The 26,026-nt window shown below is 66.5% G+C and carries 23 protein-coding genes; 11 read left to right on the top strand and 12 right to left on the bottom strand.

Features of this window, described 5'->3' with window-relative positions:
* Positions 1–23: 23 nt before the first annotated feature.
* Positions 24–2,810: a PEP/pyruvate-binding domain-containing protein gene (locus FNL14_RS08340; RefSeq protein WP_142059187.1), complete on the bottom strand. Its 2,787-nt coding sequence runs from the start codon at positions 2,808–2,810 to the stop codon at positions 24–26.
* A gap of 31 nt (positions 2,811–2,841) precedes the next feature.
* Positions 2,842–3,879: a universal stress protein gene (locus tag FNL14_RS08335; protein ID WP_142059185.1), complete on the bottom strand. Its 1,038-nt coding sequence runs from the start codon at positions 3,877–3,879 to the stop codon at positions 2,842–2,844.
* 493 nt (positions 3,880–4,372) lie between these two features.
* Between FNL14_RS08335 and FNL14_RS08330 the strand changes: the two genes are divergently transcribed.
* Positions 4,373–4,999, top strand: coding sequence for an FAD-binding protein (locus FNL14_RS08330; RefSeq protein ID WP_142059213.1), 627 nt, complete (start codon positions 4,373–4,375; stop codon positions 4,997–4,999).
* A 3-nt stretch (positions 5,000–5,002) separates the two neighbouring features.
* Here FNL14_RS08330 and FNL14_RS08325 read toward each other — a convergent pair whose 3' ends face one another.
* Positions 5,003–5,605 carry a copper resistance CopC family protein gene (locus FNL14_RS08325; RefSeq protein WP_142059183.1) on the bottom strand — a complete coding sequence of 201 codons (603 nt, stop codon included), beginning with the start codon at positions 5,603–5,605 and terminating at the stop codon, positions 5,003–5,005.
* 113 nt (positions 5,606–5,718) lie between these two features.
* On the opposite strand from FNL14_RS08325, the gene FNL14_RS08320 reads away from it, so the two are divergent.
* The gene (locus FNL14_RS08320; RefSeq protein WP_091420945.1) at positions 5,719–7,161 is read left to right on the top strand and encodes an NCS2 family permease; all 1,443 of its coding nucleotides are present in this window, start codon (positions 5,719–5,721) and stop codon (positions 7,159–7,161) included.
* A 7-nt stretch (positions 7,162–7,168) separates the two neighbouring features.
* Here FNL14_RS08320 and FNL14_RS08315 read toward each other — a convergent pair whose 3' ends face one another.
* Positions 7,169–8,473 (bottom strand): sodium:proton antiporter, encoded by a 1,305-nt coding sequence (locus FNL14_RS08315; protein ID WP_142059181.1) that lies wholly within the window; start codon positions 8,471–8,473, stop codon positions 7,169–7,171.
* A gap of 176 nt (positions 8,474–8,649) precedes the next feature.
* On the opposite strand from FNL14_RS08315, the gene hutG reads away from it, so the two are divergent.
* The gene (gene hutG / locus FNL14_RS08310) at positions 8,650–9,603 is read left to right on the top strand and encodes a formimidoylglutamase (RefSeq protein WP_142059179.1); all 954 of its coding nucleotides are present in this window, start codon (positions 8,650–8,652) and stop codon (positions 9,601–9,603) included.
* 7 nt (positions 9,604–9,610) lie between these two features.
* Here hutG and FNL14_RS08305 read toward each other — a convergent pair whose 3' ends face one another.
* Positions 9,611–10,279: a response regulator gene (locus FNL14_RS08305; protein ID WP_091420937.1), complete on the bottom strand. Its 669-nt coding sequence runs from the start codon at positions 10,277–10,279 to the stop codon at positions 9,611–9,613.
* The gene (locus tag FNL14_RS08300) at positions 10,276–11,892 is read right to left on the bottom strand and encodes a sensor histidine kinase (protein WP_142059211.1); all 1,617 of its coding nucleotides are present in this window, start codon (positions 11,890–11,892) and stop codon (positions 10,276–10,278) included. The genes FNL14_RS08305 and FNL14_RS08300 overlap by 4 nt, the downstream gene beginning before the upstream one ends.
* A 298-nt stretch (positions 11,893–12,190) precedes the next feature.
* Here FNL14_RS08300 and FNL14_RS08295 point away from each other — a divergent pair, with 298 nt between their 5' ends.
* From FNL14_RS08295 to FNL14_RS08280, 4 genes are all read left to right on the top strand, one after another.
* On the top strand, positions 12,191–13,201 hold the full coding sequence (locus FNL14_RS08295; protein WP_142059177.1) for a tripartite tricarboxylate transporter substrate binding protein: 1,011 nt from the start codon (positions 12,191–12,193) through the stop codon (positions 13,199–13,201).
* Complete coding sequence (locus FNL14_RS08290) at positions 13,198–13,701, top strand: tripartite tricarboxylate transporter TctB family protein (RefSeq protein WP_142059175.1); 504 nt, start codon at positions 13,198–13,200, stop codon at positions 13,699–13,701. The genes FNL14_RS08295 and FNL14_RS08290 overlap by 4 nt, the downstream gene beginning before the upstream one ends.
* Positions 13,701–15,245: a tripartite tricarboxylate transporter permease gene (locus FNL14_RS08285; protein WP_142059173.1), complete on the top strand. Its 1,545-nt coding sequence runs from the start codon at positions 13,701–13,703 to the stop codon at positions 15,243–15,245. The genes FNL14_RS08290 and FNL14_RS08285 overlap by 1 nt, the downstream gene beginning before the upstream one ends.
* Before the next feature lie 68 nt (positions 15,246–15,313).
* Positions 15,314–15,703, top strand: a complete 390-nt coding sequence (locus FNL14_RS08280) for a universal stress protein (protein ID WP_091420924.1) — start codon at positions 15,314–15,316, stop codon at positions 15,701–15,703.
* Here the strand turns inward: FNL14_RS08280 and FNL14_RS08275 are convergent.
* Positions 15,700–16,620, bottom strand: coding sequence for a fumarylacetoacetate hydrolase family protein (locus FNL14_RS08275; RefSeq protein WP_142059171.1), 921 nt, complete (start codon positions 16,618–16,620; stop codon positions 15,700–15,702). The genes FNL14_RS08280 and FNL14_RS08275 overlap by 4 nt on opposite strands.
* Positions 16,621–16,855: 235 nt before the next feature.
* Here FNL14_RS08275 and FNL14_RS08270 point away from each other — a divergent pair, with 235 nt between their 5' ends.
* Entirely contained in the window at positions 16,856–17,116 is a 261-nt protein-coding gene (locus FNL14_RS08270) for a hypothetical protein (RefSeq protein ID WP_142059169.1), read from the top strand.
* 88 nt (positions 17,117–17,204) lie between these two features.
* Here the strand turns inward: FNL14_RS08270 and FNL14_RS08265 are convergent, their stop codons facing one another.
* From FNL14_RS08265 to FNL14_RS08250, 4 genes are all read right to left on the bottom strand, one after another.
* Positions 17,205–17,441, bottom strand: a complete 237-nt coding sequence (locus tag FNL14_RS08265; RefSeq protein ID WP_091420919.1) for a hypothetical protein — start codon at positions 17,439–17,441, stop codon at positions 17,205–17,207.
* A gap of 162 nt (positions 17,442–17,603) precedes the next feature.
* The gene (gene hutH, locus FNL14_RS08260; RefSeq protein ID WP_142059167.1) at positions 17,604–19,196 is read right to left on the bottom strand and encodes a histidine ammonia-lyase; all 1,593 of its coding nucleotides are present in this window, start codon (positions 19,194–19,196) and stop codon (positions 17,604–17,606) included.
* Positions 19,197–19,205: 9 nt separating this feature from the next.
* Entirely contained in the window at positions 19,206–20,900 is a 1,695-nt protein-coding gene (hutU, locus tag FNL14_RS08255) for a urocanate hydratase (protein WP_142059165.1), read from the bottom strand.
* A 200-nt stretch (positions 20,901–21,100) separates the two neighbouring features.
* Positions 21,101–21,877 (bottom strand): IclR family transcriptional regulator, encoded by a 777-nt coding sequence (locus FNL14_RS08250; RefSeq protein WP_091421192.1) that lies wholly within the window; start codon positions 21,875–21,877, stop codon positions 21,101–21,103.
* Positions 21,878–22,134: 257 nt separating this feature from the next.
* Between FNL14_RS08250 and FNL14_RS08245 the strand changes: the two genes are divergently transcribed.
* Together FNL14_RS08245 and FNL14_RS08240 are read left to right on the top strand one after the other, a co-directional pair.
* Positions 22,135–22,707, top strand: coding sequence for a DinB family protein (locus tag FNL14_RS08245; RefSeq protein WP_142059163.1), 573 nt, complete (start codon positions 22,135–22,137; stop codon positions 22,705–22,707).
* A complete protein-coding gene (locus FNL14_RS08240) occupies positions 22,704–22,916 on the top strand; it encodes a hypothetical protein (protein ID WP_142059161.1) in 213 nt (70 codons plus the stop codon). The genes FNL14_RS08245 and FNL14_RS08240 overlap by 4 nt, the downstream gene beginning before the upstream one ends.
* Positions 22,917–23,274: 358 nt before the next feature.
* Here FNL14_RS08240 and FNL14_RS08235 read toward each other — a convergent pair whose 3' ends face one another.
* On the bottom strand, positions 23,275–24,249 hold the full coding sequence (locus tag FNL14_RS08235; RefSeq protein ID WP_370455821.1) for an NAD(P)-dependent alcohol dehydrogenase: 975 nt from the start codon (positions 24,247–24,249) through the stop codon (positions 23,275–23,277).
* 242 nt (positions 24,250–24,491) lie between these two features.
* On the opposite strand from FNL14_RS08235, the gene FNL14_RS08230 reads away from it, so the two are divergent.
* Positions 24,492–25,997, top strand: coding sequence for an amino acid permease (locus FNL14_RS08230; protein WP_181762571.1), 1,506 nt, complete (start codon positions 24,492–24,494; stop codon positions 25,995–25,997).
* Positions 25,998–26,026 lie beyond the last annotated feature (29 nt).

Here is a 26,026-nt window from a genome sequence, read left to right as displayed (position 1 = left end):
AACGCCCGCTACACCTGCCCGGGCTACCCCCGGGGCTGCGCAGGCACCACGGTTCCCGCACCGCCGTCGACCGTGATGTGTTGGCCGGTGGCCAGCCGGACTGTGGCCTCCGGGACTCCCACCACGGCAGGGATGCCGTACTCGCGGGCCACCACGGCACCGTGGGAGTTGGGCCCGCCCATTTCCATCACCAGGCCGCCAGCGGTGAGGAAGAGCGGGGTCCAGCCGGGATCGGTGGACGGGGCCACCAGGATCTCTCCGGGTTCCAGGTGGGCGCCCACGGGGTCCAGGATGACCCGGGCGGCAGCTGTGACAGACCCGGCTGAAGCGGGGCTGCCGGTCAGGGCGCCGTCCGCCGCAGCGGCGCGGCCGGCGTACAGCACTTCCGGCTCGGTTCCGTCTGAGAGCAGGACCCGGGGGATGTGCCGCCTGCCTAATTCGCTCGAATAGGCAGCGCGCCGTTCCACGATGAGTTCGCGGACGTTTCGTTGCCGGCGGGGCGTGGTCGCGCTGGTGTGGCCCAGCGCCTGCCGAAGCTCATCAAAGTCGAGGAAGAAGACGTCATCCGCGCTCTCGAGCCGGCCGTCTGCAGCCAGCGCGGCTCCCACGAGCGCCAGCTGCTTCCGTACTTCAGCAAGGCCCAGGACCAGCTGGTACTTGGGCGATTCCCGCAAACCAGCGAACAACCTGGCACGCCGCAGGGCCGCGCCAACAAGCATGGACCGCACCCTGCCGCGCGCCCGGGCTTCGGCAACGAGCCGGTCCACTGCAGCCTCCGCCTCAGCCTCGGCCCGGCTGAACTGCGCGTCCGGGGCCATGGCCGGATTGTCCAGGCGGAGGTAGTTGGCCAGGACGCCCAGGATGTACGTGGGATCATCGGACCACCGCGGCATCCCCACGTCGATCTCCGCCACCGCGCGGTGGCCGTAGCGTTCCAGGAACCGCGCCACGCCTGCATTCAGCACGGGAGGCAGGGTGCCGTCGCGGAAATCCGCGGCAAGCCTGGACGGCTCCCGTGTCTCCAGGGCCTCCCGTGCTTCGCGCTCCACCTTCATGGCTGCAGCGAGGCGCCACAGGTCAAGGTCCATCTCGGTGGTCACATTCTGCGGCAGGCCCCGGAGCACCTTCTGCAGGTCTTCCCCGCGGCCAGGCCCGCCCAGCAGCTTGCCGGCAGCCCAGAGCATGGCGAATCCCAGCGCGGGCAGCGGCAGGATGGCCGGAACGATCGCAAAAAGCCGGCTTCCCAGGAGCCGCTCTGCATGATCCAGCCGTTCCATGGGGCCGGCTCCTGAATCCAGCTCCAGGTCGTCGGCGAACTGCCGGCTGAACCGGTCGAGGCGGCGGAGCGCCGCCTTGGGTGTCAGCAGCCCGCGGAGCAAGGTTTCCGGGGCCCGGGCACGCACCGCCGCAGGCAGGACATGGCGCAGGAGTCCGAACGGGGTCTTCCGGGTCACCGAAAACCGGGGGTCGGAAAAAACCTGGCGCAGCACGGTGGCGGACCGGGCCTCCATGACGTCGAACACGCGCGGCAGGATGCGGCGGCCCACGGTGCTCCGGACGGGCGTCGTGACGTCGACGTACATGCGCTGGGCCGCCTCCGCGTAGGATGCTGGACCGCGGCGCGGGTCGGGGACGTCGAACCCTGCTGCCCGCGCAACAGAGGAGCCAACGAGCCGCAGTGATGCCAGCCCCATGGGGGTGAGCGGGCGGGTCAGTCCCTGGGCGAGGCTGAAGCAAAGGTATATCCGGGCTTCCCCATCAGCGGCGGAACGGCTTTCGGGTAAGGGATACAAGGTGGTGATGGGCCGGGACTGCGTCAACCAGAGCGCACCGCCGGTATCGATGGCCCACTCCGTGTCCTGTGGCGTTCCGAAGTGCCGCTCGGCCTGCAGGCCCAGCGCGGCAAGTTCCAGCGCCTGCCCATCGGTCAGGCTCGAACCGTCCGCCCCGTCCTGGACGTTGTGGGTTTCCGTTCCACCGCCTGGCCTGGGCCGGACGGCAACGCGCTTATCGCCAAGCTTCCGCTCCAGCACCCGGTGTGCAGCCGTGTCCACTACGAAGTGGTCCGGATTGACCGCCCCGGAGACCACGGCTTCGCCAAGCCCGGGGGCGGCATCGATAACGGCTTCCCGCCGCCTGCCCGTCAGGGGGTTGGCGGTGAACATCACGCCGGCTGCCGCGGCGTCAACCATCCGCTGGATCACGACGGCGAGGGCTACTTCGTGGGGCGCGATGCCCAGTGCGGCACGGTAGGCCACTGCACGGTCAGTCCAAAGGGACGCCCAGCAGTTCCGCACGGCCACCAGGAGTGCGTCAGGTCCGATGATATTCAGGTAGGTGTCCTGCTGGCCGGCGAAGCTGGCGAACGGAAGATCTTCGGCCGTGGCGGAGGAGCGTACAGCCACCGGAGTTTCATGTCCCAGCGCGGAATAGGCCTGCTCTACGGCTGCGGCAATGTGCGGCGGCACCTGCAGGCCAATGATCGCTTCGCGCACAGTGCGGGCGAGCGCGGCAAGTTCGGCGGCCTGGTTGGTGGTTCCCTGCAGCGCCTTTTGAAGGTCACCGAGTTGGCGGAGGCCACCGTCACGGACAGTGACAGTGGCCTCCTTGTATGCCTCGGTGGTCAGGCAGAAGCCGTCCGGCACGGGCAGCCCTGCCGATATCAGTTCACCAAGGTTGGCCGCCTTGCCGCCCACCAGCGGAAGCATGCTGCCGTCGAGGTGGCTGAGGCGGACCACCAGGGCGTGGTCGCTTTCCCCGCCGGGCCGGCGCGGTTCCTGCCCCGGATCTGCTGGATTGTAGGCAGCCATGGTGTGGCGCTTTCGAAGCGGCCGGGCCGGATCAGGCTGCGCCGAGGATGGGCCCGAAACGTGCCCTGTCGGCCAGCCGCGGGTCCTCACGGTCCGGAACCACCATCACCGGTCCCTTCGCATGGTGGAGGACGCCGTCCGAAGTGGACCCCAGCAGCATGCCCGTGAAGCCGCCGCGGCCGCGCGTGCCCACCACCACCAACTCCACGTGCCGGCTGGCGTCAACCAGCACGTCCACGGGGGAACCGTCCAGCAGTTCGCATTCCGCGGCAAGGCCGGGGTAGTGGCTCCTCAGCCAGGCCATGCCGGCGTCCAGGGTCACCTGGATGTCTGCGAAGAGCGCCTTCCGGTCCATGGGGGCGGGAACCCAGGCCAGTGAACCGCTGTACTGGGGAACAGCGCACACCACGCGGAGCGACGCGCCCAGCCGCACGGCCTGGTCCGCGGCTTCAAGGACCGCAACCCGGGCCTGCTCCGAACCGTCCACGCCGACCACCACCACGTTGTCCACGCGCCGGTGCCCGGCTTTGGCCTGTTCGGCCCTGATCCGTTTGTCCTCGGTCGTTTCACCCAGGCGGTCAGAACACACCAGGGGCACCGTAACGGTGGGGCATTTCGCGTGGGCCGGCAGCGCGCTGCTGACTGAACCCAGGAGCCTGCCCACAAACCCGCCCCTGCCCCTGGTTCCGAAGACCAGGAGCTCCGCGGTCCGGGACATCTCCAGCAACACACCCGAGGCATCCCCGTTCTCCACCGAGGCGCTCACGTCGATGTCATACCTGGAAACCTTCTCCACCGCCTGCTTGACCACGGCTTCCGCGCCTTCGCGGATCACGGAATCATCCACAGTGGCGTATCCGCCGTCCAGGCCGGAGGCGGCGAAGATGGGCACGGAATACGCGGTCACGATATGCAGGGGGCGGCGGCGGCGCTGCGCTTCGCGGGCTGCCCAGACCAGGGCGCACTGGCCATGTTCCGAGCCGTCCACGCCAACAACAATTCCGTCGGGAGCGGCAGGAGCACCACCATTGTCCCGCGCCGGGTCCGGATGCAACTCTTGTGCGCCCATGGGGCCGCCTCCTCGCGATACTGCCGTATGTTGCGGCTATTCTGCCAGAAACCGCACCCTTCCCCGTGCACCCGTTCAGCGGCAGCCGCTGCGAAGGAAGGGCCTGCTTCCAGTTCTCACTATTCTCCGTCCACCGTCCCTTAGCAAGCCTGTTCAGGGCCGGATAGGGGAGGTTATCCACAGGCTTCCGGCGCCAGGGGCCGCACGTTTTCGACGGGGCCGGTCCGCCCATTTCGGCAGCCCAACCCCGCCCTTTCGGGGGTGTGACGGAAAGCGTGTTCACCCGCAGGGGAATGTTTCCGGATTGGGCTATCCAGCACCGGAATTGTTCTGTAGTCTTCAGGACATTGTTGGTCCGGGACGCCAGCTGCACATGCAAGTGAGCGCTGCCCGGCCATGCACTGCGGCCGGACTTTGGGGGTAACGGGACGCGCGCGGGCGACGACGCCTGCACCTGCCGAATCTTCGAAGGAGGGAAACTGTAGTGTCAAGCATGCCTGGGAATGCCGGGACCGAGCAGACCACCACTGTGATCATTGGCACCGGACTGTCCGGCCTGGCTGTGGCAGCCGAACTGTGCCGCCGCGGGGTTGACTCCATCGTGGTGGACGGGCTGGACCTCCTGGGTGCCGCGCAGCCGGCCAACACCGCCTCCCTTCAGCGCTGCGACGCGGCGGACCCCGTCACCCTCCGTGAACGGAACGAAATCCTGCGCCACCTTCGCAACTATGCCGCCAGCCACGACGTGGATGTCCGGAACACCACCAGAGCTGTCCAATTGACCATGGTGGAGGGCCTTCCGGGGGGCACAGCCGTTCCGCAGTGGGAGGTGCATACGCCCACCGGCATCCTGATCGCTGACCACATCGTGCTGACGCGCTGCGCCCACAGCCAGCTGCGGCGGATGATCAACGACTTCGGCATCACTGTGGGCCGCAACGTCGTCGCTGCCATGCGTGCCATCGGCATCTACCTGGTGGGTGTGGGCGAACTGATCACCCCTTCACCCAAGGAGGTGCTGCGCCAGGCCAAAACGGTGGGCCACGCGATTTCCGCCAAGGTCAACCCGGACGGTGTTGGCGCCGCATTCACCGGCAGCCTGGCGATCCTGCCCTGTTAGCGCTCAGCGCTCGTCATCACTGCCTGCCGTGAGCCTGCGGCGGGCCAGGATGGCGAGGGTGGCAAGCAACCCCACCGCGGCAGCGGCGAAAATCACGATGCTCCATTGGAACGGCTCGCCCGAGCCTGTGGGCTCCGGCGCCGCTGTCTTTCCCGGCTGGGCGGTTCCGATGGCAGGAACAGTTGCCGCCGCCGTACTGGCTGCCGGAGCAGCCCCGCCGGCAGCCGCAGCGGCCGTGAAGCTGAACGTCCCTTCGATAGGGTGCGAATCAGAGCTGACCACGCGCCAGGCGACCGTGTACTGCCCGGCAGGAGCCCCGGCCTTGAGTTTCTGGCGGGCTTCGTTGTCCACAATTTCCACGGCCCCGTCGGCCCACTCCACGCCCGAGGCGTCCTTGACGGAGAAGGATGAGCCGATCCCGAGCGGGTTGTTACTGAAGGTCACCGACACCTGCTCCGGCACTACCGCCACCGAGGCACCCTGGGCAGGGCTGCTGGATTCGGCGGCGTCGTGCGCGGCGGCCGGACCGGCCAGGCCCAGGAAGGCGGCGGCGCAAACGAAGGACCCGAGCACAAAGCCCAGTAACTGGCGGCGGATGGAACCCATGCTTGGACTGCTCCCTTGGTGTTGGCTTCCTAACAGACTAGGCGAAATTGGCGGGCTCTCCGCCAAAGTCACCATAGGATTCAGGTATCCCCACAGACTTCCCCGGAGGACTAATGCTTAAGCAAGGCTCTGCCCTGGACCGGTATTTCATGATCACCGAGCGCGGTTCCAACCTCTCGCGCGAGATCCGCGGAGGCTTCGCCACGTTCTTCGCCATGAGCTACATCGTGGTGTTGAACCCCCTGATCCTCTCCGGCCCGGACTCAAGCGGCACCACTCTCGGATTTCCCGCCGTTGCCGCCGTCACCGCTTTTGTTGCCGGCATCCTCACCATCCTCATGGGAGCCTGGGCCAAGCACCCCTTCGCACTGGCCACCGGACTGGGTGTCAACGCCTTTGTTGCAGTCACCGTTGCCACCAATCCTGGCCTGACGTGGCCGGACATGATGGGCCTGGTGGTGATGTCCGGCGTCACCATGCTGATCCTGGTCCTCACCGGGTTCCGCACCGCGGTGTTCAAAGCTGTTCCGGAGGGCCTGAAGACGGCGATCGTGGTGGGCATCGGATTGTTCATTGCCCTGATCGGACTGGTCAACGCCGGCTTCGTCCGCCGCATCCCGGACGTGGCCGGGACCACGGTTCCGGTTGGCCTCGGCTTTGAGGGCAAGCTCCTTGGCTGGCCCACCGCAGTGTTCGTGTTTGGCCTGGTCCTGACCATCGCGCTGGTGGTCCGGAAGGTCAAGGGAGCCATCCTGATCGGCATCATCAGCTCCACCGTCATCGCCGTGGTCGTGGAGATGACGCTGCACATCGGCCCCAGCGTGCAGCCGGGCAAGCCCTTCAACCCCCAGGGCTGGTCCCTGGTGGCCCCCGCCTTCAGCGAATGGGCCGCCCCGGACCTGTCCCTGATCGGCAAGGCCAACCCGTTTGGCGCCTTCCAGCACCTCGGCTTTGTGGCTGCCACCCTGCTGGCATTTGTGATTCTGCTCAGCATCTTCTTCGACGCCATGGGCACCATGGTGGGCCTGGCCAATGAAGCCGGCACGGTGGACGAGCACGGCAACATTCCCGACGTCGACCGCGTCCTGCAGGTGGACGCCCTCGGCGCCATCGCCGGCGGCGGCGCGTCCGTGTCCTCCAACCAGATCTACGTCGAGGCGGGCGCCGGAATCGGTGAAGGCGCCCGCACGGGCATCGCCTCGATCGTCACGGGCCTGTTGTTCCTCGTGGCCATGTTCTTCACCCCGCTCATCAACCTGGTGCCCTTCGAAGCCGTGGCTCCGGCCCTGGTGGTAGTGGGCTTCATGATGGTCTCCCAGGTGGGCAAGATCGACTGGCAGGACTGGGGCATCGCCATCCCTGCCTTCCTCACCTTCTCGCTGATGCCGTTCACCTACTCGATCGCCAACGGCCTCGGTGCCGGCTTCATCGCCTACGTCCTGATCCGCACCGTCCAGGGCCGGGTCAAGGACATCCACCCCCTGATGTGGGCGGTGGCCGGGGCGTTCCTGCTGTTCTTCGCGATTGGTCCCATCGAGGCCGCCGTCGGAATGTAGCAACCGCCTACACAGGGGTGTTGGGGGCCAGCCCCTCATCTCCGGAGACCGCCCTGGCCCTTACCACGCGGAGCCTGTCCAGCCGGTTCATCAGCGGTGAGGTGGTGGCGCCATGGATCACGATTGAGAGTGCCACCACCAGGCCCACAAAAGCCCACAGCCACTCCGCCTGGTCTGCAAAGCGGCCCTTGCCCAGGGCATAGGAGAGGTAGTACAGGGAGCCGATTCCGCGGATTCCGAAGAACGAGAGGGCAATCCGTTCCCGCGGGCCGGTCTTGCCTCCCAGCAGCCCGAGCCAGCCTGCCAGGGGCCGCACCACCAGCAGGAATGCAAGCGCCACCAGCACCTCGGCCCAGCCGATTCCCGCCAGCAGCCCCCGGGCGATTGCGCCGCCCAACAGGACCAGGATCACCACGGTGAGGAGCCGTTCGAGCTGTTCCACATAGGAGTGCAGCACCCGGTGGTACCCATGTGTGCGTTCTGCGGCGCGGATGGTCACGGCACAGACAAACACGGCAATGAACCCGTAGCCCTCCACCATCTCGGTGACGCCGTAGGCCAGGAAAGTGGCGGCGAGCGCCACGAAACCCTCGGAGTGGTTGGACAGCCGCAGGCTGTCGGCACGTGCGGAGAAGAAGAGCCTGGCCAGGACCTTGCCGGTCAGGAAGCCCACCAGCAGGCCGAGGGCAAGCCGCCACAGCACATCCACGCCGAACCATTCCGCGAACCAGTCAGATGGAGCTGAGCCGGCGATGCTGATGGCGATGGCAAGGTAGACGAAGGGGAAGGCCAGGCCGTCGTTGAGGCCGGCTTCGGAGGTGAGGCCAAAACGGACCTCGTCCTCCTTGTTGGTGCCGCCGTCGTCGTCCGCGGGCTCGCCCACCTGCACCTCGGAGGCAAGGACGGGGTCCGTGGGCGCCAGGCTGGACGCCACCAGCAGGGCGGCGCCGAGGCCCAACCCCAGCAACCACATCCCCAGCAGGGTCAGGCCGATGATGCACAACGGCATGGCGATCCCCAGCAGACGCCAGGTAGTTGACCACCGCCGCCGCCCCACGGGCCGGTCCAGCGCCAGCCCGGCGCCCATCAGCGAAATGATCACGCAAATTTCCGAAAGGTGAAGGACAAAGTCGCCGTGCGCTACCGGGTCCGGGTCCGGAAGGGTGGGAATCAGGGCAAACGCGCCCATGCCCGCCCCGAGGAAAACCATCGGCATGGAGAAGGGCATGTCGCGCAGCAGTTTGGGGAGCACAGCGGCGGTGAACACGGCAAGTCCGGCAGCGGCAAACAGGATGTTGGGGGCTTCAAACACGGTGATGTTCTCCGGCCTGGGTCGATGGCGCCCTCATGGCGCGGCAAGATGGCATGGTCCCGGAAGGGATTGCTCCACCTTAGCCTCTCCGGTTTCCGCTGGCAGCTTCTTGAATTCCAGACACCATCACGGCCCCGTTGCTGGTTTTCGTCCCCGGCATGCGGTGAGCTTGAACCATGCCTTCCTCAACCCCTGCCGTCGACGTCCCGCCCCAGCCCTGGACCGGCAGGTTTGATGGCGAGGGTGCCGGGCACCTCCGCTGGTGGCAGGCGGTAAAAGCGTACGACGCCGGACCGTCGGCCGGCCCCGGAGCAAAGCCTGCAGCGCTGCTCGGCTTTTGCAGCGACGAAGGGGTGCGCCGGAACAAGGGCCGCGTTGGCGCGGCCAACGCCCCGGCTGCCCTTCGCGCCGCGCTGGGCCCCTTGGCCTACCACCTGGAGCGACCCGTAGCCGACGCCGGTGATGTGGTGGTCTCCGGCTCGGAACTGGAGGCAGGACAGGGCCGCGCCGGCCGCGCCGTGAGGGACATGCTCGACGCCGGGCAGCTCACCGTGGTGCTGGGCGGCGGCCACGAAACCGCCTATGCGAGCTATTCGGGTGTTGCCGCATCCGCCGCCGTCCAGGGCGGCCTGAGGCTGGGCGTGCTGAACCTGGACGCCCACTTCGACCTGCGTGACGAGCCCGTCCCCAGTTCCGGCACGCCGTTCCTCCAGATGGCCCGCGCGGAAGCAGCCGCCGGGCGGGACTTCCGCTACGCCGTCGTGGGAATCTCCGAACCCAACAACACCCGCACCCTCTTCGAGACGGCACGGAAGCTGGGCGTGCGGTACCTGCTGGATGAGGACTGCGGAGCGGACCGGGTGCAGGAATTCGTGGCAGGGTTCCTCGCGGACATCGACGTCCTCTACCTGACTATCGACCTTGACGTGCTGCCCGCAGCGGTGGCGCCCGGTGTCAGTGCCCCCGCCGCTTACGGGGTGCCGCTTCCGGTGATCACTGCTGTGTGCCGCCAGGTGGCGCGGTCACGGAAGCTGCTGCATCTTGACGTCGCGGAGCTGAACCCGGAATTCGATATCGACGGCCGGACCGCGAAAGTTGCCGCGCGGCTGATCGACACCCTGCTGCGCTGACCGGCGGCTACTGGCCTTTGAGGACGTAGCGCCGCTCCGGGCGCCCCACCCCGTATTTGAGCCGGACGTCCAGCGTTCCTTCGTCATACAGGTATTCGAGGTAGCGGCGGGCACTGACCCGGGACGTCCCCACCTGCTCGGCCACCTCGGCCGCGGACAGGTCACCTGCCGCCGCGTTGAGGGCGGCCTCCACCAGCTTCAGCGTCTCGATGCTGCAGCCCTTGGGCAGCGGCCGCTCCGTCCGGTCAAGGCCAAACACCCGGTTGACGTCCGACTGCTCGGCCACATCCTTGGCGGAGTCCAGGCCCTGGTACGCGCTGCGGTAATGCTCAAGACGTTCCTGCAGGTCCGACTGGGAGAACGGCTTGATCAGGTAGTGCACAATCCCGCCCCGCAGCGCCTTGCGTACTGTTTCGACCTCACGGGCGGCACTGATGACCAGCACGTCCAGTTCCGGGGCAACATCGCGCAGCTGATGCATAAGGTCCAGGCCGTTGATGTCCGGAAGGTGGATGTCCAGCAGCACAAGGTCCGGCTGCAACCGGCCGGTTTCCACCACGGCCTGCGCGCCAGTATGCGCCACGCCCACCACCGCGAACCCGGGTGTCCGCTGGATGAAGCCGGCGTGCACCTTGGCCACCATAAAGTCGTCGTCAACGATCAGCACCTTGATCATGGCTTCGTTGCACCTCCCTTGGGCTGGGTTGTACCTCTGATGAACCGGGCGGTGAACACCGCTCCATTGTGATTGGCCACAGTGAGATCACCCCCGGACCTCCGGCAAACCACGCGGGACAGGGCCAGGCCGAAGCCGCGCCCGTCCGCGGGCCCGGCATCTTTGGTGGTAAACCCCTGGCGGAAAATCTCCTCCACCGCCTGGTCCGGGACACCCGGACCGTTGTCCCGCACAGTGACGGTCACGTGCCCGGCTGTGGTGAAGGGGTCCCGGCCCTCCTCCACCAGCACCCGGACAGCGGCGTCCGGACGTCCTGTCACGGCGTCGAACGCATTGTCCACGAGGTTCCCCACCACCGTGGTGAGGTCGCGCGACAACTCGTCGCTGACCGGACGCAGGGCAGATTCGGGATCCAGCTGCAGGGCCACCCCACGCTCGGTGGCGAGGCTGGATTTGGCAATGAGCAGAGCGGCGAGGGCGGGATCGTGGATGCGGCTGGTGACTTCATCGTTGAGCCGGGTCCGGTCCACTGTGGCGCCATTAACGAACTGCACCACCGAATCATATTCACCGATCTGGATCAGGCCCGAGATCACGTGGAGCTGGTTGGCGAACTCGTGGGCCTGCGCGCGGAGCGTATCCGTGGCGGTGCGGGTTGCGCCCAGCTCACGCTCAAGCGAGGACATCTCGGTGCGGTCGCGCAACGTGGTCACAGAGCCTATTTCGCGGCCGCGGGACCGGATGGGAACGCGGTTCAGGACCACCAGCCGCTCCCCCACGAGCACCAGCTGGTCGGGGTCCGGCTGGTTGCGCGTGAGGACCGTCTTCAAAGCCGAATCCACGGGAAGCGATGAAACCTTCTTGCCCACGCAGTCTGCCGGCAGGCCCAGCAGTTCGCGGGCGCTGTCGTTGGCCACCGTGATCCGTTCATTCGGATCGAGCGCCACCACGCCTTCCTTGAGCCCGTGCAGCATGGCTTCCCGGTTTTCCACCAGGCCGGTAATCTCACTCGGTTCCATGCCCAGGGTCTGGCGTTTGACCCGCCGGGACAGCAGCAGCGAACCGGCCACTCCCAGGATGCTGGCCACCCCGAGGTAGGTGAGCAAATTGGGAACTGCATCTCCCAGCCGCTCGAGGGTGGTGGGGTAGTTCCGGCTGATGGCGGCGATGCCGATCATCTTCCCGCCGTCGTCCAGGACCGGCACATGCGCAGACAGCATGGCAGCACTGCTTTCGGCCACCACACCGGTCCACGCCCGGCCCTCCATGACCCGGCTCGGCCCAATGTCCAGCTTCTCGCCCAGCAAACTGGGGTCCGAGGAGGCCACCACGGTACGGTCCTGTTTCGCCAACGCCACCTGGGACGATCCGGACAGCGTCCGCACGGCCTCAGCCACGGCAGGGAGTGCCGCTCCGTTGCGGGGCTCGGCCGTTGGAAGCAGTTCACGGACCGCCGGGTTGTTGCCCAGGGCCTCGGCGGCAGAAAGCGCGCGCCGGCCCTCCACCCGTTCAAACGTGGCGGCAGACTGTGCCAGGGAGATGGCCACCACCGCCACCAGGACCGCCAACACGATCAGCAACTGCAGCACGAGGTATTGCCCCGCGAGGGACATCCCTCTTCGTCGAGTCACTGTGGTTGGTCCTTTGGATGGTTCAGCGGGTATCTCCGGCCAGGTTCCGGCGTTTTCGGCCCCTGCGGAGGTACGGGAACTATACCGCAGGCAGCGCCGGTGGCAGGGTTTGCGGCCTTTTCAAGCCCAGACGCGGCAGCCGCGGTTGGCTTCGGCGAAACGTGAACGCAATGAACTTAACTTTCTCTGCGTACATAAGAGTGACCGGCGTCACCGCGGAACCTAGCATCGAATCACCAAGTCAGTCTTGCTGATCATTTTTCATGAGAAGAGGAACACCATGCGCCAGATCCGCGCATTGCGTATTGCCGCCGTCGCCGCCGGCATCGCCCTGATGGCCACCGGCTGCGGTGCCACCGGAAAGAGCTCCACAGGTTCGGAAAGCTCCGGCGCCGCCGCCGGACCCATTACCGGGCTCCAGATCATGGTTCCCAACACCCCGGGCGGCGGCTATGACACCACCGCCCGCGCAGCAGCGAAGGTCCTCGACGACGAGAAGATCTCCACCAACACCGAAGTCTTCAACCTCGCCGGCGCCGGCGGCACCGTGGGCCTTGCCCGCGTGGTGAACGAAAAGGGCAACGGGGACCTTGCCATGCTGATGGGCCTGGGCGTGGTGGGCGCGAGCTACACCAACAAGTCAGAATCGAAGCTGACCGAAACCACCCCCCTTGCCCGGCTCATCGAGGAACCCGGCGCCATCATGGTCGGCAAGGATTCCCCGTACAAGAGTATTGACGACCTCGTGAAGGCCTGGAAGGCCGATCCCGGTTCCATCGCCGTGGGTGGCGGCTCCTCCCCGGGCGGCCCGGACCACCTCCTGCCCATGCAGCTGGCCGGTGCCGTTGGCATCGACGCCACCAAGGTCAACTACGTGGCCTACGACGGCGGCGGTGACCTGCTCCCGGCGATCCTTGGCAACAAGCTCGGCTTCGCCGCTTCCGGTGCAGGCGAGTTCCTGCAGCAGATCAAGTCCGGTGAGGTGCGCGTCCTGGCCACGAGCGGCGAGAAGCGGCTCGAGGGTGTGGATGCACCCACGCTGAAGGAATCCAACATCGACCTGGTGTTCACCAACTGGCGCGGCATGGTGGCCCCTCCGGGCATCAGCGATGCGGACAAGACCAAGCTGATTGCCGCCCTGGAGAAGATGCACGGCACCGCGGGCTGGAAGGAAACGCTGAAGACCCGCGGCTGGACCGATGCCTTCATCACCGGCGATGAGTTCAAGTCCTTCCTCTCCGACCAGGACAAGCGGGTGGCGGACGTGCTCACCAAGCTTGGGTTGGCGTGAGCTCCCTGACAACAGGCCTCAAAGGACGCGCCGAGCTGGGAGTTGCACTCCTGCTCGGCGCGGCCGGCGTCGTGGTTTTCGTGGACGCCAACCGCCTGGTAACCCCGTACTCCCAATCCGATCCGGTCGGTCCCAAAACCGTTCCCTACATCGTGGCCGGCCTGCTGGTGGTCTGCGCTGTCCTGCTGGCCATCAACGTCTTCCGCGGCGGCCAGGGCGAAGCTGAAGGCGGCGAAGATGTGGACCTCACCCACCCCGCCGACTGGAAGACCGTCCTGCCCCTGGCCGGCGCTTTCATCCTGAACATCCTGCTCATCGACTGGGCGGGCTGGGTCATCTCCGGCACTGTCCTTTTCTGGGGCTGCGTGCTGGCACTCGGCAGCCGCCACTACATCCGTGACGGGCTCATCTCCGTGGCCATGTCCCTGCTGACCTTCTACGGTTTCTACCTCGGCCTCGGCATCGCCCTTCCGGCCGGCCTCCTGGAAGGAATCCTTTAATGGACGTCTGGTCCTCCCTGATGGACGGCTTCGCCACCGCCCTGACCCCCATGAATCTCCTGTACGCCGTGATCGGCGTCCTCCTGGGCACCGCCGTCGGCGTCCTTCCGGGCCTCGGCCCGGCCATGACCGTGGCCCTGCTGCTTCCGGTCACCTACGCCCTGGAACCCACCAGCGCCTTCATCATGTTCGCCGGCATCTACTACGGCGGCATGTACGGCGGCTCCACCACCTCCATCCTGCTGAACACACCAGGTGAATCGTCCTCGGTGGTGACGGCGATCGAAGGCAACAAAATGGCCAAGGCCGGCCGGGCCGCCCAGGCGCTTGCGACGGCGGCCATTGGCTCGTTCGTCGCCGGCACCATCGGCACCGCCCTCCTGGCCGTCTGCGCACCGATCGTGGTCCAGTTCGCCGTCAGCCTCGGAGCCCCCAGCTACTTCGCCATCATGATCCTGGCCCTGCTGGCCGTCACCGCCGTCCTGGGCTCGTCCCGGCTCCGCGGCTTCGCCTCGCTGGCACTCGGCCTCGCCATCGGCCTGGTGGGCATCGACTCCGTCACCGGCCAGCGCCGTCTGACCTTCGGCCAGCCGCTGCTCGCGGACGGGCTGGACATCGTGGTAGTAGCAGTGGCCATCTTCGCGGTGGGCGAAGCCCTCTGGGTTGCCGCCCACCTGCGCCGCACGCCGCTGCATGCCATTCCGGTGGGGCAGCCCTGGATGGGCAAGTCCGACTGGAAGCGCTCCTGGAAGCCGTGGCTGCGCGGCACCGCCTTCGGCTTCCCCTTCGGCGCGCTGCCGGCCGGTGGCGCCGAGATCCCCACGTTCCTGTCCTATGTCACGGAAAAGCGCCTCAGCAAACACCCCGAAGAGTTCGGCAAGGGTGCCATTGAAGGTGTCGCCGGCCCCGAGGCTGCCAACAACGCTGCCGCCGCCGGCACCCTGACCCCCATGCTGGCGCTGGGCCTTCCCACCAACGCCACCGCCGCGGTGATGCTCGCCGCTTTCACGTCCTACGGCATCCAGCCGGGCCCGCAGCTCTTCAGCAGCCAGGGTCCCCTCGTATGGGCCCTGATCGCGAGCCTGTTCATCGGCAACCTGCTGCTCCTGCTGATCAACCTGCCGCTGGCACCGATGTGGGCGAAACTCCTGCAGCTCCCCCGGCCGTACCTGTACGCGGGCATCCTCTTCTTCGCCACGCTGGGCGCCTATTCGGTGAACCTGCAGGCGTTCGACCTGGTGATCCTGCTGGTGCTCGGCGTCCTCGGGTTCATGATGCGGCGCTTCGGCCTGCCCGTGCTGCCGCTCATCCTCGGCGTGATCCTTGGCCCGCGCATTGAGGGCCAGCTCCGGAAGACGCTGCAGCTCAGCGCCGGCGACCCCGCCGGCCTCTTCAGCGAGCCGATCGCCGTCGTTGTCTACATCCTCGTGGGACTCATCCTGCTGTGGCCGCTGGTCTTCAAGCTGGTCAAGCGGAACGGTCCGGCGCGCAAGCCGCTGCTTCCTGCCAATTCCGGCGCTCCCGAACCGACGGACGTTGGCTGACCGATCCCGGACACCCTCTCCGGACCATGCCCCGTACGCAACAAGACCTACAGAAAAGAGAACCAGCCATGACCATCGTGGTGGGATACGTCCCGACGCCCGAGGGTGAAGCAGCCCTGACGCAGGCCATTACCGAAGCCCGCAAGAACAACACACAGCTGCTGGTTATCAACTCCTCCAAGGGCGATGCCCTGGTGGACAACCGCTACGCCCAGGAGCCGGAGATCCAGAGCATTGAGGACCGGCTCGCCACCCAGGGCATCGACCACGTGATCAAGCAGCCGGTCCGTGGCCACGATGCAGCCGCCGAGGTCCTGGATGCCGCGGAGGAGAACAATGCCGAATTGATTGTGATCGGGCTGCGGCGCCGGACACCGGTGGGCAAGTTGATCATGGGCAGCGTGTCCCAGCGGATCCTGCTCGAAGCCGACTGCCCAGTCCTGGCAGTGAAGGCCTAGCTGGACTGAAGCTGTCCCAGCGGCGCCGGCTTCGCGGGCGCCGCGCTTACCGGACGTGCGCGGTAAAGTTCCTGGCGCTGGCGCCCCAGGCCCTCAACTTCAACCTCCACCACGTCGCCCGGCCGCAGGTATGGGAAGCGGCCGCTCAGTGCAACACCTTCTGGAGTCCCGGTGATGATCACATCACCGGGCTCCAGCCGCATGTACTGGCTGCAGTGGTGCACCAGGGTGGCGGCGTCGAAAATCAGCCCGGCAGTGGACGAGTCCTGCCGGGCTTCGCCGTTCACCCAGCTGCGCAGGCGCAGGTTGCCGCCGTCGATCTCCCCGGCTGGAACAAGCCATGGACCGAGCGGCGTGGAGCCGGGCAAGGACTTGCCCTTGGTCCATTGACCGGCTGCACCGGGAATCTGGTACTCACGCTCGGAGAAGTCGTTGGCGGTGACGTAGCCGGCGATGCAGTCCTGGGCCGCCTCCACGGACGGCAGGTAGCTGGCCTCCGCCCCGATCACGATGCCCAGCTCCACCTCCCAGTCGTATTTGTGGGAGTGCGGCGGAACCGGGGCGGGGTCATAGGGGCCGGTCACGGTATTCGCCGGCTTGAGGAACACCACGGGAACCTCCGGCGGCGCCGAACCGGACTCGGCCGCGTGCGCGGCGTAGTTCATGCCAATACCAACCACTGCTCCCGGGCGGACTACCGGAGCACCGATGCGGAGGCCTGCAGCGCCCTCAAGGACCGGCAACGTGCCGGCTTCGAGGGCTTCGCGTACTTTAGCCAGCCCTCCCCCGGCGAGGAAGGCGCCGTCAACGTCCCCAGTCAGGGGCAGCAGGCTGAAGTACTCTTCATCTCCGGCGGCGGACCGTGCCAGAACGGCGGGCTGTTCCTTGCCGATGTCACCGAGGCGCATGATTTTCATACAGGATTTCCTTCTCTTCGCATCCGGCCTAATCCGGTTGATGATGGCTTACCACCATGGTGTCCGACACAGGAGGACCTCCGCCACTGCGCCGATTGTGACTGGGCCGGCAGCGGCAAGACCACGCGCTGCGGCCCGGACGAACGGTGTTACATAGGGCAGTCATCTGACATTTGAAGCGCTCGTCGGTAGAATGGGCAGGCCCTGGGGGACGAAGAAACAGAAAGTTCAGTACATGTCTACAGCCACTATGGAACACCGTCCGGCTGCTTCCGCTTCCACGGAGGGGCCGCTGAACCGCTCCATCGATCTGGAGTTTTACACGGCAGGCGAAATGCACGCAGGCCTGGAAGAGGCAGTCGCAGAACTGATCGAGGTGGCCGCCAAGGACGCCTCCTGCGGCATCCTCGTCACCCGGCTTCGTCCGGGACGCTACACCGTGGCACTGGATGAATCAGTACCGTTCGGCGAAACCTACGAGGCCATCGCCGCCTGAATTGTCCGGCGGGCCTAGCCGGCGACCAAACAAGAGTCCCCGCACTGCATCAGGCAGCGCGGGGACTCTTGTTTGTCCTGGAAATACGTCAGCCGCGGCGTACCTGCACGCCGTCGGACTTCAAAAAGAGCTGCTTCTCAGTCGGACCAGCCGGCACGAGCCACAGAACGTTTCCGCTCTGCGACACTTCTTCCACCTCCCCGGTGGCTACCACATGCGCCTGCTTGATGATTTCGACGCGTTCCCCGGCCCGGAGGCTCCTCCAGTCGGAAACAGCGGCGGAATGGGCATTGCGCCTCGATAGGACTGCCCCACGTGCTTTCATGTGAACTTCTACCCCTTTGTATATGTTCGTGCGCCACAGCTTCGTTGGTGTGACTTTTGCTACACCTTCAGTTCTACTACACTCCCCGTCCGCCCGATGACCGTGTCGGCGGAAATTTCACCAGGCGGACGGATTGCGCTTCTATCCGAAGATTCTTCTCTCCTAGGCGAGGACGCCGACGGCGGATTCGGCCGCCCTGCGCACCTCACCTGCGGCGACGAGCTGGTCAGCCGTCTCCAGTTCGGGCGAAAGGAACCGGTCGGTCCCCGGCCCGTCCACCTTTTCGCGCAGCGCCGCGACGACGGCGGCGCCCGCCGGCCCCGGAGTCAGTACGCCGCCCGAAAGCTGCGTGCGGATATCCAAGGCCCGGGCAGAGGTCACCAGCTCAATGGCCAGGACCCGGCGGAGGTTCTCCACTGCCTTGCGCAGCTTGCGTGCCGCGTGCCAGCCCATGGAAACGTGGTCTTCCTGCATGGCCGAACTCGGGATGGAATCCACGGACGCCGGGACTGCCAGCCGCTTGTTGTCGGACACCAGCCCTGCCTGGGTGTACTGGGCAATCATCAGGCCCGAATCCACTCCCGGGTCAGCAGCAAGGAAGGCGGGAAGGCCGTGGGAGCGGGCCGGATCCAGCATCCGGTCCGTCCGCCGCTCAGCGATCGAGCTCAGGTCGGCGACGGCGATGGCCAGGAAATCCAGGACATACGCCACGGGGGCACCATGGAAGTTGCCGTTCGAGCTCACGCGGCCGTCCGGCAGGACCACCGGGTTGTCGATGGCCGCCGCCAGTTCGCGTGATGCCACCAGTGCCGCGTGGTCCACGGTGTCGCGGACGGCGCCGGCCACCTGCGGGGCGCAGCGGAGCGAGTAGGCGTCCTGCACCCGCGAGTCCCCTACCTTGTGGGAGGCCACGATCGGCGAATCCGACAGCACGCGCAGCATGTTGTCCGCGCTGGCCGCCTGTCCCGGGTGGGGACGGAGGGCGGCATGGAGCTCGGGCAGGAACACCTGGTCCGTGCCCAGCAGCGCTTCGACGCTGAGTGCGGCGGTGATGTCCGCCGTCGTCAGCAGCTGGCGAAGGTCGGCGATGGCCATCAGGAGCATACCCAGCATGCCCTCCGTGCCGTTCACCAGGGCCAGGCCTTCCTTTTCGGCGAGGGTGACGGGTTCGATGCCGTGTTCGGCGAGCAGCTCAGCAACGGTGCGCTGGCCGGCGGCGCCGTACGTCACGCCGTCGGGCCCTTCCGCCTCGCCTTCGCCCATCAGGACCAGGGCGCAGTGGGACAGCGGGGCGAGGTCGCCCGAGCAGCCGAGTGATCCGAACTCGCGGACCACGGGAGTGATGCCTGCGTTGAGGACGTCCACCATGGTCTGCAGGACCACCGGGCGGATGCCCGTGCGGCCGGAGGCGAGGGTCTTGGCGCGCAGGAACATGATGCCGCGCACCACTTCACGTTCCACGGCCGGGCCCATTCCGGCGGCGTGGCTGCGGATCAGGCTTTTCTGGAGCTGGGTGCGCAGTTCGTTGGGGATGTGGCGGTTGGCGAGGGCGCCGAAGCCGGTGGAGATGCCGTAGGCCGGGACGTCGCTGGAGGCGAGGTCATCGATGTGGGCGCGGACCTTGGCGACCGTTTCCAGGGCATCCGGGGAAATGGTGACCTTGGCGTTGTGGCGTGCGACGGCGACAACGTCCTCGGGCGTGACGCCGCTGGAGCCGAGGGTGACGGTGAGCGGTTCGTGGGTTGTGAGAGTCACTTGTGGTTCCTACTTCTCGTTCATCGGGATGCGGACGCCACGTTCTTTGGCGACGTCGAGGGCGCGGTCGTAGCCGGCGTCGGCGTGGCGGATGACGCCCATGCCGGGGTCATTGGTGAGGAGGCGTTCGAGCTTCTGCGCCGCAAGGTCGCTGCCGTCAGCGACGGAGACCTGGCCGGCGTGGATGGACCGGCCGATGCCCACGCCACCGCCGTGGTGCAGGGAGACCCAGGTAGCGCCGGAGGCGGTGTTGAGCAGGGCGTTGAGCATGGGCCAGTCAGCAATGGCGTCCGAACCGTCCGCCATGGCCTCGGTTTCGCGGTACGGGGAGGCGACGGAACCGGAGTCCAGGTGGTCGCGGCCGATCACGATGGGGGCCTTGACCTTGCCTTCCTTGACGAGCTGGTTGAACAGCAGGCCTGCCTTGGCGCGTTCCCCGTAGCCGAGCCAGCAGATGCGTGCCGGCAGGCCCTCGAACTCGACGCGTTCCTGGGCGGCGTCGATCCAGCGGTGCAGGTGCTTGTTCTCGGGGAACAGTTCCTTGATGGCCTCATCGGTGACGCGGATGTCTTCCGGGTCCCCGGACAGGGCCACCCAGCGGAACGGGCCCAGGCCCTCGCAGAACAGGGGCCGGATGTAGGCGGGAACGAAGCCGGGGAACTCGAACGCCCGGGTGTAGCCGCCCTTGCGTGCTTCGTCGCGGATGGAGTTGCCGTAGTCGAAGACCTCGGCGCCGGCGTCCTGGAATTCCACCATGGCCTGGACGTGGCGTGCCATCGAGGCCTGGGCCTTCTTGGTGAAGCCCTCGGGATCGGCCTCGGCCTCGCGGTGCCACTCGGCCACCGTGATGCCCTCGGGCAGGTAGGACAGCGGATCGTGGGCGGAGGTCTGGTCGGTGACGATGTCCACGGTGAGTTCGCCGGCCCTGTGGCGGCGCAGGATTTCGGGGAAGACCTCGGCGGCGTTGCCGACGTAGCCCACGGACCAGCCGCGGCGCTCTTCCTTGGCCTTCAGGACCTTGGCAATGGCGGCGTCGAGGTCGGTTTCCACTTCATCGAGGTAGCGCTTGCCCGCGCGGCGGCGCAGACGGGTCTCGTCGACATCGACAATCAGGCAGGCGCCCTCATTCAAGGTGACGGCCAGCGGCTGGGCGCCGCCCATGCCGCCGCAGCCGCCGGTGAGGGTAAGGGTGCCGGCGAGGGTGCCGTTTTCGTCGCCGGTGAGCTTGCGGGCGATCGCGGCGAAGGTTTCGAAGGTGCCCTGCAGGATGCCCTGGGTGCCGATATAGATCCAGGACCCGGCAGTCATCTGTCCGTACATCATCAGGCCTTCGGCCTCAAGCCGGCGGAACTCGGGCCAGGTGGCCCAGTCGCCCACGAGGTTGGAGTTGGCCAGCAGCACGCGCGGGGCCCACTCGTTGGTGCGGAACACACCCACTGGCTTGCCGGACTGGACCAGGAGCGTCTCGTCCTTTTCCATGGTTTCCAGGGTGCGGGTGATGGCGTCGAAGGCGGCCCAGGACCGGACGGCCCGGCCGGTGCCGCCGTAAACCACCAGGTCGTCCGGGCGTTCGGCCACCTCCGGGTCGAGGTTGTTCATCAGCATCCGCAGCGGGGCTTCGGTCTGCCAGGACTTGGCGGTGAGCTCAGTGCCGCGGGCAGCTTTGACCGGGCGGGCACCGGTGGTGAAATCGGCGGGTGCCATGATGGCTCCTTTTCGTTGGTGTCTGTGATGTGAAAGAAGTTCTGTATCAACTAAAGCCCTTGGTGACTGGGCTTTACAGTGGTTTTGGGAGGGTGCTGTCCGGCATTCCAGACGCTCCCGCCCCTCCCGTTGCGCCATCACTTTTGGTTGCCAAAAGCCCCGGTTGGGGACAAAAAGTGATGGCGCAAATGCCGGGGCGGCTACTTGACGGGGCGGCCGTGGAGCCGGAGCGAGAGTTCGTCGGCAACTTTTTGCACCCGGCCGGCCAGGACCGGCCATTCCTCCACCGGCAACTTGTCCTCGAGGAACGTCACGGCGACTGCCGCCGTCGGCCATCCCAGGTGATCCGTTACGGCGGCCGCGATGGAGCCGAAACCTGGAGTTACCTCTCCGTGTTCCGTGGCGTAGCCGCGCTGCCGGACCTGGTCCAGGTGGGAGGACAGCGCCGAGTACTTCATGATGGCGCCCTCCACCTCGTGCCGGGCCGAGAAGGCGGCGGCATTCGGGTACAGGGCGCGTACCTGGGACTTGGGCAGCGCGGCAAGGATCGCGCGCCCGCTGGCGGTGAGATGGCTGGGGAGCCGGACGCCGACGTCTGTCACCAGGGACGGCCGGTTCTTGGCCCGTTCCTCGACAATGTAGAGGACGTCGCGTCCATGCAGGACCGCCAGGTGGGCGCTCTCGCCGAGCGCATCCACCAGGCTGGCGAGCAGCGGCCGGCCCAGCCGGGACAACGGTTCCTGGCGGGAGTAGGCGGAACTGAGCTCAAAAGCACTGATTCCGAGCCCATACCGCTGCTCCTCGTGCAGATGAAGCACGAAGCCATTGGCCTCCATCACACCGAGCAGGTGGTAGACGCTGGACCTGGGCAGGCCCAGGGTTGAGGCAATTTGCGACGCCGCCATCGGGCCGCGCCGGGAGGCCAACAGTTTGAGGATGCGGAGCGTGTTCTCGGCAGCGGGGACCTTCGACGCCAGTTTGGAGGCCGCTTTTGAGGCCGCTTTTGATTCGTTGCCGGCCTCCGGCCTCGCTTCGGTGGCTAACACCGGAACCTCCTTTTTTGTTGGCGGTACATCCCGGGGCTATCCGGGATCCCGTACTTAAGCTTGCGCCCTCCTCCGGCATGCAAGCCTCATGAAAACACGCCTGCTGTCTGCGATACGAGACAGGCGTGAGCATACTGCCCCGCTTCTGCGCCGGCCAAGGCTGGCTCGCGGTTCGGTAGAGTCCCGCTATGGACGAAAAAGAGACGCTTCACCGTTATCTTCGGGCCAGGCGGGACGACCTGCTCGGCAAACTGGACGGCCTCAGCGAGTACGACGTCCGCCGGCCGCTTACACCTACCGGAACCAACCTGCTGGGCCTGGTCAAACATGTGGCCAGCGTGGAGGTGGACTATTTCGGGGTGGTGTTTGGACGCCCCAGCGGGCGGCACCTTCCCTGGCTGGACGACGGCGCAGTCCCGGACGCGGACATGTGGGCGACCGCGTCCGAGTCCCGTGCGGACATCGTGGAGCTGCACCACTTCGCCGCTGCGCACAGCGACGCGACCATCGAGGCATTGCCCGCTGACGCCCCTGGTGTGGTCCCGTGGTGGCCGGAAGAGCGGCGCAACGTCACCCTGCACCAGATCCTGGTCCATATGGTTGCCGAACGCTCCCATCACCTGGGCCACGCAGACATCCTGCGCGAACTCATCGACGGCAGTGCGGGGCAGCGCCCCGGCGATCCGAACCTCACCAGGCGAAGCCCTGAAGAATGGGCTGCCCACCGTGCCGCCATAGAAGCTGCGGCGAGGCAGGCATGAGCACCCGCGACGTCCCTGCACAGGTTGGGGATCTGCCACCGATTGGCCGGCCCGCCAACAGCGCCCTGCTCCAGGCCGGCATCACTTCTCTGGCCGAGGTGGCCTCACTGGGCCGCCGGGAACTGCTGGCCATGCACGGCATCGGCCCGAAGGCCGTCCGGATCCTCGAGGCAGCCGCCGCCGAACGGGGGCTCGCCTTCACTCCCTGAGATTAGGTCCTGCCTACGTGCGTCAGTGTTCTGACTGGCAGATAGCACCCCTGGATACCCCCCGGACAGCCTGACCTTGAATGCGTCGAGCCTGGCTTCGATCCTATCGAACTCTGCGATCTGGCCCAGATAAAAGCCCATTCTGGCAACTGCATCCACGGTACGGCCGTAGGGCGACGGCGGGCTATTTTCCATGGCGGCCCCGCGGACCAAAACACCATAGAGCGCCCAGTGGATTGCCTGAAGAGCTTGTCTGTTTGCGGCGTCCCAGTCTGCTTTGCTTTCCATGCCTCCAGCGTCCCGGACGGGCCCGCCGGGATCATCCTGCCTTCGCGCCTATGTGGATAAGCTGACCTGCTCAGACACTGACGACAACCTTGCCGCGCGCCCGCCCCTCGCGGAGGTACTGGATGGCGGCCGGCGCTTCGTCAAGGGGAAAGACCTTGTCCACCACAGGTTTGACGCTTCCGGCCTGGATCATCGACGCAAGGGCCTCGAGATCCAGGTGTGTTTCCTTGGCGACAAGCCCCTTGAGCTTCCGGCCGGAAAACATGGCGACCAGCGGCGCAACCAGGGACCGCTGAAATCCGCCGGTCAGCTTGCCGCCGCCTTCGCCGCCGATGATCACCAGCGTGCCCTTGGGTACGAGCAGCCGACGCAGGAGTGACAGCGGCCGGTTGCCGGCCGTGTCCAGGATGACGTCGTACAGCGTCCCGGCGCCCGCAATTTTGGTCGTCCTGTAGTCAATGACGGCATCAGCCCCAAGGGAACGGACCAGGTCAACCTTGCCGGTGCTGCATACCCCTGTCACCTCCGCTCCGAAGGCTTTGGCCAGCTGCACCGCGAAGGACCCCACTCCCCCGCCCGCGCCAAGGATCAGCACCTTCTGGCCGACAGTGACCTGGCCGGCGTCGCGGACAGCCTGCAGGGCCGTGACGCCTGAGATCGGCGAAGCCGCGGCTTCTTCGAAAGAGAGGCTTGCGGGTTTTCGGGCCAGCTTGTCCTCCTTCGCGCAGACGTATTCGGCAAAGGACCCGTCGCAGGTTCCAAACACCTCGTCCCCCACGGCAAAACGTGTCGTTCCGGGCCCTACCGCCTCCACCACGCCGGCCACTTCCCGGCCCCGGACCGGAACCTTCGGATTCTTCAGCCCATAGCCAAAGAGCCGGACCAGATACGGCAGCCCGGTCATCAGGTGCCAGACGCCCTGGTCGACGCCGGCCGCCCGCACCCGGATCAACACCTGGCCGTTGCCGGGCCCGGGCTTGGCGATGTCCCGCAGTTCGAGCACGTCCGCAGATCCATAAACGTCCTGCACGATTGCTTTCATCATCGAACTCCTTCGGGCTGGTGGTACGGGGGCACAACAACCTCATCCGCCCGGATACCGGCGGCCCCTCAAGGTAAGGAAAAGCCGCCGGTCGCGTCAAGGGTCCCGCCTCTGAACCGAAAATGCAGGGATCCATCGTCCAATCTGAAATGAAAGACACCAAGCCCCCGTGAGGCTCATCACGTCGCCCGCGGAAGTGGTCTGCTGGTTACCGGCCCACCTCCCAAGGACGAGAAGGTATTTGTATGCAACAAGCACCAAGCCCAACCCGGAACGAAAATCCGGCCACACAACAAACCGCAACAGCCGCCGTCGGAAGCGTCCTGAACCGCGGGCTGAATGTGCGCCATATCCGGTTCATGGCCCTGGGTTCGGCAATCGGCACGGGCCTCTTCTACGGGTCGGCCTCCGCAATCCAAAAGGCCGGCCCCGCCGTCCTGCTGGCCTACATCATCGGCGGCGCAGCCGTGTTCATGGTGATGCGCGCCCTCGGCGAAATGGCCGTCCGGCACCCGGTTTCCGGCTCATTCGGCCAGTACGCCAGCCGCTACCTGGGCCCGCTGGCCGGCTTTGTGACCGGCTGGACCTACGTCTTCGAGATGGCCATCGTGGCCATCGCGGACGTCACGGCCTTCAGCATCTACATGGGCTTCTGGTTTCCGCAAGTGGAGCGCTGGATCTGGATCCTTGCCATCATCTTCTTCCTGGCCGCCCTGAACCTGCTCAGCGTCAAGGTCTTCGGCGAACTGGAGTTCTGGTTCTCGCTCATCAAGGTGGCGGCCATCATCGCCATGATCGCCGGCGGCGCAGCCATCATCGTGTTCGGCTTCCAGGCCGACGGCTCCACTGTCGCTCCCGGCCTGGGCAACCTCGTGGAGCATGGCGGGTTCTTCCCGTTCGGCTTCGAAGGGCTCCTCGCCTCCTTCGCCGTGGTGATGTTCGCCTTCGGCGGGATCGAGACCCTCGGCATCACCGCCGGCGAGGCGGCCGACCCGAAAAAGGTCATCCCCAAGGCGGTCAACACGGTCCCCGTGCGCGTCCTGCTGTTCTACGTCCTCACCCTGGGCGTGCTCATGAGCCTCTTTCCGTGGAACGAGATCGGCAGCAACGGCAGCCCCTTCGTCCAGATCTTCAGCGGCCTGGGCATCCCCGCGGCCCCGCACATCCTGAACGCCGTGGTGATCACGGCAGCACTCTCAGCCATTAACAGCGACATCTTTGGCGCCGGCCGCATCCTCTTCGGCCTCTCCCGCCAAGGCCACGCCCCGGCCGCCTTCGGCAAGGTGTCCCGGCACGGGGTGCCCTGGATGACGGTGGTGATGATGGCCGCGATCCTCCTGGTGGGTGTGGTCCTGAACGCCGTCATCCCCGAGGACGTCTTTATCCTCATCGCATCCATCGCGACGTTCGCCACCGTCTGGGTCTGGGTGATGATCCTGGCTTCCCATGTGGCCATGAAGCGGGAAATCGCGCGAAGCGGCCTTCCGGCGTCGGAATTCCCTTCGCCGTGGTGGCCTGCCGCGTCGATCCTCACCATTGCCTTTATGGCGCTGGTGATCGCCGTCCTCGGCGCCTTCGAGGACACTCGGATCGCCTTGTATGTTGGCGGAGCCTGGCTGGTGCTCCTCATCCTCGCGTACCGTTTGTGGATCAAGGGTGACGGACGACGGCGGGCCGAGCTTGTGGACGAAACGTCACCGCTGCCGGGGGTTGCTTCAGCCGAAGTCGCCCCCGACCGCGGCCGCGGCTGAGCACGCAGGACCAGGCAGCGCCAGGCGAT

This window comes from Pseudarthrobacter sp. B4EP4b (genome assembly GCF_006680095.1).
Taxonomy (GTDB): domain Bacteria; phylum Actinomycetota; class Actinomycetes; order Actinomycetales; family Micrococcaceae; genus Arthrobacter.
Note: the sequence above shows the minus strand (reverse complement) of the source record. Positions and strands in the feature narration are given on the sequence as shown.